Here is a 10,000-nt window from a genome sequence, read left to right as displayed (position 1 = left end):
ACGCTTGGAATTTAGTGTCGCCGAATACTATTTGGCATTGTTAAAACCTGGTATGGCTGTTAATGCCAGCAGTGTGGCTTATCCGGGTCAGGTGTTTACCGGAGAGATTAAAGCTATAGACACCCGCTTAGACCCTGTGACCCGCTCGGTGAAAGTACACGCCTTAATGCCTAATGATCAACTGGAATTGCGCCCGGGTATGTTGCTGAATGTCAAAGTGACACTGGACCAGGTGCAGGCCTTGCAAATTTCAGAAAAAGCTATAGTGCCTTTGCAGAATAAACAGTATGTCTTTGTGCTGAATAAGGACAATACAGTGACTCAAACCGAAGTTCAGTTGGGCCAACGTATGCCGGGACTGGTTGAGGTAGTGTCAGGATTGCAGGCCGGCGACGAAATAGTGATCGAAGGTACGACCAAAATCCGCTCAGGCTCAGTCGTTACTAAAGTGGGGCACTAAGCATGTGGTTGTCTGATGTTTCGGTTAAAAGACCTGTCTTTGCCACAGTAGTGAATTTGATTTTACTGATTTTTGGTATCGTCTGTTTCACTATGCTGCCGCTGCGAGAATTCCCGGATATTGATGCTCCTATAGTCACTATCAGTACCGACTACCCCGGCGCTTCGGCCGAAATCGTTGAAACTAAAATCACTCAGCCTATTGAGGATATGATTTCAGGCGTTGAAGGCATTAAAAATATCAACTCCAACAGCCGTGATGGCCGTTCGAACGTCACTATTGAATTTAATATCAGCCGCGACATAGACGCGGCAGCAAACGATGTGCGTGAGAGAGTCTCGCGTATTCTGGATAACCTGCCCGATCAGGCCTATCCACCAGAGGTATTTAAAGCAGACGGCGACGATGACACTATCGCCTGGTTTGTACTTAATAGCGAAACCATGACTAACCTTGAATTATCTGATTACGCTGACCGTTATATAGTCGAGCGTTTTTCAGTAGTTGACGGTGTAGCCCGTATTCAGATTGGTGGCGAACGTCGTTATGCGATGCGGATCTGGCTGGATAAAGATGCAATGGCAGCCCGTGGAGTCACAGTACAGGATATTGAGGCTGTGCTGCGCGCAGAAAACGTCGAGTTGCCAGCCGGTAATATCAAATCAGAAGATCGTAACTTCACAGTACGGGTCGTTCGTACCTACAAAACACAACAAGACTTCAGGCGCTTGGCGGTAAAAAGAGGGGAAGACAATTATCTGGTGCGATTAGGTGAAGTCGCACAGGTCATTCTGAGTTCTGAAGATGAAGAAAACGAATTCCGCGGCGATGGTAAAAACCTGCTAGGTATCGGCATTATTAAACAATCCAAAGCCAACACGCTGGATGTAGTACAAAATGCCCGCGCTGAGATGGAAAAAATTAAGGCGGGTCTCCCGGCAGGCACCACTATTGAGCCAGGTTATGACTCTTCACTTTTTATCGCTGAATCGATCAAAGAGGTGTACAACACTTTAGGTATTGCCATGGGCATGGTAGTGCTGGTGATTTTCCTGTTCCTTGGTAATTTACGTGCGACTTTCATTCCCGCCATTACAGTACCTGTGGCTCTTGTTGCAGCTGTGACAGTGCTTTATGCGCTGGATTTCTCGATTAACTTACTGACTTTACTGGCCATGGTGCTGGCTATTGGTCTAGTGGTGGATGATTCCATAGTAGTATTGGAAAATATTTACCGGCGCATTGAAGAAGGCGAACATCCGCTGCTCGCGTCCTACCGTGGTGCCCGTGAAGTTGGTTTTGCGGTAGTAGCTACTACTTTGGTTCTGATTGCGGTTTTTGTGCCGTTGGTTTTTATGCAGGGTGAGTTGGGCAAACTTTTTACTGAGTTCGCTCTTGCAGTCGCGGCCGCAGTGGCTTTTTCGGCTATTACTGCTCTAACCCTCTCCCCCATGCTGGCCAGCAAATTACTGACCCATAAAAAACGTGAATCCCGCTTTAGTGCCGCCATGCACCAAGGTTTTGCCAAACTGGAAGTTTTGTACAGTAACCAGCTCCATGCCGTGATAGTACGCCGCTGGCCGACAATGGCTGTACTGGTGATGAGCTTTGTCGCCACAGTACTGCTATTAAAACTAATTCCGTCCGAGCTTGCCCCACAGGAAGACAGGGGCACATTTTTTGTCAATATGAGCGGTGCTGAAGGTGCAAGTTATGCCAATAACAGCCGGAATATGAGGTTAATTGAAGATTTACTGATGCCCTACTACGAAAAAGGTGAGTTTAACCGCTTGCTGATCCGGGTGCCTGGCTGGGGCAATTCAGGTGGTGTCGCCATAGTTGGCACCGAAAACTGGAATAACGGCAAAAGACGCACCTCAGAGCTGATGCAGGAAGTCAGTGGCAAACTGAACGAGTTACCTGATGTAAAAGCCTTCACCTTTATGCGCAGCGGCTTGGGTGGCGGTCGTGGTGGTGGTCGTCCTGTGCAGTTTGTTATTCAGGGCAATACTTATCAGGAACTGGTGCAGTGGCGCGATATAGTGCTGGCCAAAGCTGCGGAAAATCCTAAGTTACAAATGCTGGATCACGACTACAAAGAAACTGTGCCTCAGGTACTGGTGGAAATTAACAGTGAAAGGGCCGCTGATTTAGGCATTTCTGTTGGTGCTGTAGGTCAGGCATTGGAAGCTATGCTGGGTGGCCGCCGGGTCACGACTTTCCTCGACCGGGGTAAAGAATACGATGTGATCCTTGAAGGTGAAGACAAAGATTTTGCCAAACCAGGCAGTATCAGCAATGTCTATGTGCGGGCTAAAGAGTCGGGCAAGCTGATCCCACTGGATAACCTGGTGGTACTGAAAGAAGAAGCGACCACATCTAGTCTGAACCGCTACAACAGAATGCGTAGTATCACCATTACCGCTAACCTGGCCCCAGGCTATAGCTTAGGCGAAGCACTGGAGTTTTTAGAAACAACGGTCAAAGACAATATCGAAGGAACAGTAGGTATAGACTACAAAGGCGAGTCTCTGCTGTTTAAAGAAAGCGGTGAATCCACAGTCCTGATCTTCGCTCTGGCTTTGCTTATTACTTTCTTGGTGTTGGCGGCACAATTTGAAAGCTTTGTGCATCCTTTTGTCATTATGCTGACAGTACCCCTTGGTTTAGTTGGAGCTTTGTCAGGTTTATATTTAGCTGGTATGACGCTGAATATTTATAGTCAGATAGGTTTGGTGATGTTGATAGGTCTGGTGGCGAAAAACGGTATTTTAATTGTTGAATTTGCTAACCAGCTGCGTGATGCCGGAGTAGCCTTTGAAGAGGCAATTAAACGTGCAGCCACACTGCGCTTACGCCCTATCGTCATGACAGCTTTTACAACTGTGTTCAGTGCAATTCCACTGATTGTCACTACTGGCCCCGGCTCTGAGAGCCGTATGGTCATAGGTATGGTGATCTTCGCTGGCGTCGGTGTAGCCACCCTGCTGACTATCTATGTAGTACCAGTGGCGTATATGGTTTTGGCACGCAATACGGGCTCACCACTTGCTATTAGCAAACAACTGGAACAGCTGGATAAAGCGGTAGAGGACAAATCAACCCCTGATTAGCGCGGCATTGGACAACAAAAGACCCGACTCCAGGCCGGGTCTTTGTTTGCCACTGGATTAAAACTTAGCTGTAGGTGTCAGACCGTCCATACTCTTCCCCTGGTACTTTTTAATAGTTTTATCGACATCGCCTCTGTCATAAATAGTCTGCCAGGCGTTTTTTAGTTTAACTAACATGGTGTCAGATAAGGTCTTTTTACTAAAACCAAAATATACAGGGCTTTTGTAAACCAGCATTAACGGCTGGTAATTTTGTGCATTTTTATACCCTTCTGTCTGCCAATAACGCAACACAGAATCATCTTCTAAGATAGCATTCACCCTGCCCGCTTCCAGCAAGGCCAGCTTGTCCTGAATACTACTGATACTAACCAGTTGTCTGGCAAAAAACGGATTTTGCTTTAGCAACGCAAATTCCTCACCATAATAAGCACCAACCAGTTCAGCAATGCGGCCCAGGTCAACGGTTTCACTTAAATCTTTTAGAGCCGTCACTTTGGGCAATTTTGCAGGATTACCAATCAGCCACATGGATTCAATATGATGAGGACCAATAAAAGCAAAGTCCTTTATCCGGGCCTTGCTGTAGGACAAATGGCTGACAAAATCCAGTTCGCCTGATTTGATCTGGGCCAAAGCACGTAGCCAGGGAACATTAACGACTTCCAAATGGCACCCCACTTCGGTCACCAGTAACTGTGCCAGTTCCACTGTCTGTCCATGCCAACGTTGACCATCAAGCATAAGGTAAGGCGGAAAGTTAACTTCCGCTGCCATGCGAAGCACGCAGGCTTTGGCGGTACTGCAGTAACATAACGCTGCAGCAGCAATAACAGACACTATCCCGTTTCGCATCAACAGTCCTATGGATAAACTCATACAGAACTACTATTGCACGGCATGATTGCTATTACCAGATGTTGCCCTGAGGCTTTGAAAAATATCTTCCACTACAACTTGTTTCTGTTTGCTGATCATTTTAGTGTCTTTTGCTGAATATCTGTTGTTTTAGTTAATTTATTGATAAGGAAGGCTTATATGTCCAGCAAAACTCTGTTGCTATATGTTGCGATCTGCACTTCGGCACTAAACTCTACAGCACTGGCGGCAGAAAAAGGAAAACTAGGCCTGTCGTTGGATATTTCAGTCGAAGGAGGATTTTTTAATCCCACTTTGGCCGACGTAAAAGTGAAAAAACTTGTAGCAGGTGGAGCGGCTGAAAAAGCCGGTGTGCTGGTTGGCGACCACATAGTGAAGATTGCAGACTGCATTATCCCCGGCTGCCCAGCCGATGATGCCAAAGACTTGATGAAAAAAAACAAGGGGGAATCCGTCAGCTTTCTGATTAAACAGGAGGACGGCACAGAAGTTATTAAAACATTAGTGGCACAATAACAACGAATTGAACCATCCAGACAGCCGGACATTTCTGCTGACGTCCGGCCTTGTGCTCTGTTACACTGCGCTGGTTTTGTCAAAGGTGCTGTTTTAGCCATGTGCTAGGACCTGGACTTCAAGTCTGAGCCGCAATAGCTCGCTCAACTTTAGTCTAAAGCTGAAAAGGGAAACAGGTGTAAATCCTGTACTGTACCCGCAACTGTAAGCCATTCAACTCTGAACAGAGTATGGCAAGTCAGATGTCCTGCCTTGATAAACCTCAGGCGCTGCAGAGATAAATAGGTTCTGCGGCACACAGTGCGGGCTTACACTGTGCCGGAACTCTGCAGCTTTGTTGCTGCTTTTTCTGGTCCCTGCCCGTTTTTTAATGGAGCTTTGCAGTGGGCCAAAACCCTGTAGTCGAATTTCAACAAGTGCAGCTGCAAATCAATCAGCAGCAGATTTTAGCCGGGCTGAATTTTACTATTCAACCAGGCCAGTTTGTCGCCTTGCTTGGCCCCAATGGCGCAGGTAAAACCAGTTTGTTACGCCTGCTGCAGAAAGAATATCAGCCCAGTTCAGGCCAAATCCTGCTGCAAGGCAAAGCCATCCAGACTTTTACTCAATCCGAACTCGCCGCCAAAGTGGCACTGGTAAGCCAGCTCTCTGGTCCTTTGTTCGATTTAACAGTGGCAGATGTGGTTCTGATGGGACTGATCCCACATAAAGCCTTGTGGCAAACCAACACAGAGCAGGATTTGCAACAACTCAAGCACAGTCTTGAATTGGTCGGTCTGGCCAACAAAGAGCGCTATTCTTTTGCCCATTTGTCCGGTGGTGAACAACAACGGGTCTTATTGGCTCGCGCTATTATGCAAAAACCGCTGTTATTATTGCTGGACGAGCCGACGAATCATCTGGATTTGTATTATCAGCATCAGGTGCTGCGTATAGCCAAAGCGCTGACTATCACTGTGATTGCCAGTATTCATGATTTAAATCTGGCATCACGCTACTGCGATCGTTTGCTGCTGCTCAATCAAGGTCAAGTGGTGGCCGATGGTAATGCACAGCAAGTACTGACTCAGGATTTGCTGACACAGGTATTCCGTATTCCTTGCTTAATAGATCAAAATCCATTTGGCAACTGTCCCCGCGTTAGCTTTGGCTATAAGGACGATTTATGAGCAAGGTGTTATTGGCGGCTTTGCCTGTGTCTTTGCGTTTCGGATTGGCGATCCTGGTATTGCTGTTGATCTGTATTCAGGCGTTAAGCACAGGATCAATCCCTATTGCTGTTTCAGCCTTATTCGGTCTGACCGAACTGGATGAAATGCAATCGACAGTGTTATGGCAGCTGCGTTTTCCCCGGCTGTTACTGGCACTATTGGCTGGTTCAGGCCTTGCCTTGTGCGGTGCACTATTGCAAAACGCCAGTCGTAATCCGCTGGCCGACCCCTACCTTTTTGGCATAGTGTCAGGCGCAGCCTTAGGAGCCACTATTTCAACTATAGTGCTACCAGAGTGGCAACTGCTGACGCCTTTATTTGCTTTTTTTGGCGCTCTGCTGGCGGTGTTTCTGGTGCTTGTTATAGGAGCCAGCAGTCGCTGGCAGCGTTTGGAAAGCCTGCTGCTCTGTGGTGTAGCTGTCAGCTTTATGCTGAGCGCCATCACTACTACCTTGCTGTATTTATCAGAGCCTTTTGCTGCAAACCGCGTGATGTTCTGGCTGATGGGCAGTTTGAGTCAGGCGAGCTTGACTCATGTCGCCCTGATCAGTCCGCTGGTGTTTGTCACTTTAATGCTGGGCTTGTTGTATCGCCGTCAACTGGATGCTTTGGTACTCAATGATGAAAGCGCACGCAGCCTGGGTGTACAGGTGCAGCCCCTGCGCCTGGTGATTTTATTGCTCTGTGCGGCAGTCAGCGCCGCCATAGTAGCCTGCTGCGGCGGTATAGCTTTTGTAGGACTGATGATCCCTCATCTGGTGCGCTCTTTATTTGGCTTATCCAGTGTGGCTTTGTTGCTCGGCTCCGTCTGGTTAGGCGCAGTGTTTTTAGCCAGTGTCGATACCTTGTCCCGCAGTCTGTTGCCGGACCAGGAATTACCAATAGGGGTAGTGACTTCCGCCATAGGCAGCCTGTTCTTTTTGTCGATGTTATTTAAATACCGTCGTGGTTAAAGCTGTTACCACTGTTACTTTATTTGGAGTTAGGTCAGTGCATTTTGAAATCCAGGCTTTAGACAAAACAGCGACAGCTGTGATACAGCAGAGAATCGATTTAAAGACCAAGCCTCAGGGCGCGCTAGGGGCGCTGGAAACTCTGGCATTGCAATTGGCGCTTATTCAATCACAGAGTAAAAAAACCGGGCTTCACAAAGAACGTCTGACGCTGAACAAGCCCGTACTACTAATATTTGCCGGCGATCACGGCATTAACCAACATGGTGTCAGCATAGCGCCAAGCGCTGTGACTCAGCAGATGGTCTCCAACTTTTTAGCAGGAGGCGCTGCTGCTAATTGTTTTTGCCGCAGCAATGGCATTGAGCTTTTTGTCGTGGACGCTGGTATGTTGCAGCCTTTGCCAGACTCAGATGCACTGATCCAGCAGTCTTTAGGTTCAGGTACAGCAGATTTTAGCCAGGCAGCGGCCATGAGCATGGCTCAGGTTGAAGCCGGATTGGCTTTGGGACGCCATGCTGCCAGACAGCAGATACTGGCTGGTTGTGACTTGTTGCTGTTAGGTGAAATGGGTATTGCCAACACCAGCAGTGCAGCAGCTTTACTGGCCGCTTTAACTCAATGGCCGGTTGAGACTTGCGTAGGCCGTGGTACTGGCATCAGCGATGCGCAATTTAACTTAAAATTAAGCTTAATTGAACAGGCTTTACAGCGACCTTATGCCAAGGATCCGCTGTCAATTCTGGCCGAATTTGGTGGCTTTGAAATAGTCCAGCTCTGCGGCGCAATTTTAGGTGCAGCGGCACAACAAAAAGCAGTGTTGATTGATGGTTTTATTGTCTCTGTGGCGGCTTTATTCGCTTGTAAGTTGGCGCCACATTGCCGTGATTATTTAATTTTCGCCCATCAGGGCGCCGAAGCAGGTCACAAAGCCGCATTAAAAGCTCTGGCTGCGGAGGCGTTGTTAAATTTGGGTTTACGATTAGGCGAAGGTACAGGAGCAGCTTTGGCTGTACCTCTGCTCAGAGCTGCTATTAGTTTTTACAACGATATGGCCAGCTTTGCCGATGCGGGCGTCACTCAAGTCGTCGAAAGCGAGTTGGCTGAAAGTCCAATTGCAGAAAACCAGATTACAGACAATGGAGCTTCGCAGTGATCAAGGCCGCTGTGACGTGGCTACTGAGACAATGGCAACTTTTTTGCTTAGCTTTGGCTTTTTTTAGCCGTATTCCAGTGCCTGCAGCTACTCCCTTCAGCCCTGAACTGTTGAACCAAAGCAGTCGTTATTTAAGTCTGGTTGGCCTGTTACTTGGCGCTTTACAAGCCTTTGTGCTGCTGTCTGCTGCACAACTACTGCCCTTTTCTATCGCTGTGTTATTAGCTTTGATGGCAGGACTAGTGCTGACTGGTGCTTTTCATGAAGATGGTCTGGCCGATACGGCAGATGGCTTGGGCGGTGGCTTATCCTTAGAGCGTAAGCTCGACATTATGAAAGACAGCAGAGTTGGCACTTATGGTCTGGTTACGCTGTTAACGGTTTTTCTTATCAAATGGCAGAGTCTGACGGCACTGGAAACACAAGCCATGTGGGCCTTGCTGCTGGGGGCAGGACTGTCACGAGCCACGGCTATTAGCCTTACCTTTGTATTGCCCTACCAGCAGTTAGATAGCGTCAGTAAAACCAAACCTATAGCCACTTCTTTGCAAAAAAGGGCTTTGCTCTGCATCTGGCTTTTTGTAATGCCGCCTTTGTATTTTGTGGCTTTGCCTTTAGCCTTATTTTTGCTTGCCACGCTTATCTCGTGTTTTATCCTGCTGTATTTTTATTACCGCAGTCAGCTTAAGGGCTACACAGGAGATTTACTCGGCGCTGCACAGCAACTGACGGAACTCAGTCTATATCTGGTGTGGCTGATTTGGTGGAGGCAGCAATGAGCAAAAAAACTCTGATTTTAGGCGGAGCCCGCAGTGGTAAATCCAGTTTGGCTGAACAGCTGGCTAAAGTCTCTGATCAGGTGACTTATGTAGCCACGGCCACAGCTTTTGATGCTGAAATGACAGAGCGTATCACCAGACACCAACACCAAAGGCCCAAGGATTGGCAACTCATTGAATGCCCTTTGCTGCTCAGCGACGCCTTAACAAAGCTTTCAGGTTCAGGCCAGACTGTGCTGGTCGATTGCTTAACACTCTGGCTAAACAATCAGCTGTACCACCAACCTGAGCAAGACTTTACGCTAGTGCGCCAGCAATTAGCGGAGGCTGTCATGCAGTTTGAAGGAGAACTCCTGCTGGTCAGTAATGAAGTGGGTATGGGCTTAGTGCCTATGGGCGAGCTGAATCGTCTCTTTGTTGATCAACAAGGCTGGTTAAATCAGCAGCTCGCCACTGTCTGTGATCAAGTTATTTTTGTGGCTGCTGGCTTACCTTTGTATTTAAAGCGGAGCCCTGATGCAGCAAATTGATTTAGTGCGCCATGGCCCTGTCGCCGGCCCCGCAGCTTTGTACGGCTGGACAGATGTGGCACTGCAACAGTCCTCGCCTGCATGCCTGAACTGGCTGTCGACCCAGTCCTATCAACATATTCTAAGCTCGCCATTGCAGCGGTGCCGCCAGAGTGCACAGCAACAAGCTGAGCGTTTGCAGCTTGACCTGCTCCTTGAGGCGGATTTAAAAGAAATGAATTTTGGCCTCTGGGATGGCGTGCCTTTTGACGAGCAGAGCCCGTATTGGCCAGAGCAACAAAAATTTTGGCAACAACCTTTTGCGAACACAGCGCCTCAGGGCGAATCTATAACGGATTTCCAGCAGCGGGTGCTGCAAGCGTTTGAGCGTCATAGCAGCTCTCAAGTCGAGCAGCACCAGCAA

Annotated in this window: 10 protein-coding genes and 1 riboswitch; of the genes, 9 read left to right on the top strand and 1 reads right to left on the bottom strand. The window is 48.2% G+C overall.

From position 1 onward, the window contains the following. Together LDL40_RS02060 and LDL40_RS02055 are read left to right on the top strand one after the other, a co-directional pair. Window positions 1–460, top strand: a 460-nt coding sequence (locus LDL40_RS02060) for an efflux RND transporter periplasmic adaptor subunit (protein WP_300993272.1), incomplete at its 5' end; no start/stop codon positions are given. Between the two features lie 2 nt (window positions 461–462). Further along, the gene (locus LDL40_RS02055) at window positions 463–3,573 is read left to right on the top strand and encodes an efflux RND transporter permease subunit (protein WP_300993269.1); all 3,111 of its coding nucleotides are present in this window, start codon (window positions 463–465) and stop codon (window positions 3,571–3,573) included. A 57-nt stretch (window positions 3,574–3,630) separates the two neighbouring features. Here LDL40_RS02055 and LDL40_RS02050 read toward each other — a convergent pair whose 3' ends face one another. Further along, the gene (locus LDL40_RS02050; RefSeq protein ID WP_300993266.1) at window positions 3,631–4,428 is read right to left on the bottom strand and encodes an ABC transporter substrate-binding protein; all 798 of its coding nucleotides are present in this window, start codon (window positions 4,426–4,428) and stop codon (window positions 3,631–3,633) included. A gap of 183 nt (window positions 4,429–4,611) precedes the next feature. Between LDL40_RS02050 and LDL40_RS02045 the strand changes: the two genes are divergently transcribed. The 7 genes from LDL40_RS02045 to LDL40_RS02015 all read left to right on the top strand — a co-directional run. Further along, window positions 4,612–4,968 carry a PDZ domain-containing protein gene (locus tag LDL40_RS02045; protein ID WP_300993263.1) on the top strand — a complete coding sequence of 119 codons (357 nt, stop codon included), beginning with the start codon at window positions 4,612–4,614 and terminating at the stop codon, window positions 4,966–4,968. A gap of 119 nt (window positions 4,969–5,087) precedes the next feature. After that, window positions 5,088–5,238: riboswitch (cobalamin riboswitch) on the top strand. Window positions 5,239–5,351: 113 nt separating this feature from the next. Then, a complete protein-coding gene (locus LDL40_RS02040; protein ID WP_300993261.1) occupies window positions 5,352–6,137 on the top strand; it encodes an ABC transporter ATP-binding protein in 786 nt (261 codons plus the stop codon). Next, a complete protein-coding gene (locus LDL40_RS02035) occupies window positions 6,134–7,132 on the top strand; it encodes an iron ABC transporter permease (RefSeq protein ID WP_300993258.1) in 999 nt (332 codons plus the stop codon). Before LDL40_RS02040 ends, LDL40_RS02035 begins: the two co-directional genes overlap by 4 nt. A gap of 37 nt (window positions 7,133–7,169) precedes the next feature. Next, window positions 7,170–8,288 (top strand): nicotinate-nucleotide--dimethylbenzimidazole phosphoribosyltransferase, encoded by a 1,119-nt coding sequence (gene cobT, locus LDL40_RS02030; protein ID WP_300993256.1) that lies wholly within the window; start codon window positions 7,170–7,172, stop codon window positions 8,286–8,288. After that, the gene (locus tag LDL40_RS02025) at window positions 8,285–9,067 is read left to right on the top strand and encodes an adenosylcobinamide-GDP ribazoletransferase (RefSeq protein ID WP_300993254.1); all 783 of its coding nucleotides are present in this window, start codon (window positions 8,285–8,287) and stop codon (window positions 9,065–9,067) included. Before cobT ends, LDL40_RS02025 begins: the two co-directional genes overlap by 4 nt. Next, complete coding sequence (gene cobU / locus LDL40_RS02020; protein ID WP_300993252.1) at window positions 9,064–9,597, top strand: bifunctional adenosylcobinamide kinase/adenosylcobinamide-phosphate guanylyltransferase; 534 nt, start codon at window positions 9,064–9,066, stop codon at window positions 9,595–9,597. Before LDL40_RS02025 ends, cobU begins: the two co-directional genes overlap by 4 nt. Next, a partial coding sequence (locus LDL40_RS02015; protein WP_300993250.1) for a histidine phosphatase family protein occupies window positions 9,584–10,000 on the top strand: 417 nt, incomplete at its 3' end. The genes cobU and LDL40_RS02015, both read left to right, overlap by 14 nt.

Origin of the sequence: Rheinheimera sp. (genome assembly GCF_020217005.1) — a bacterium.
Lineage (GTDB): Bacteria > Pseudomonadota > Gammaproteobacteria > Enterobacterales > Alteromonadaceae > Pararheinheimera.
This window is presented reverse-complemented; position numbering and strand designations above follow the sequence as displayed.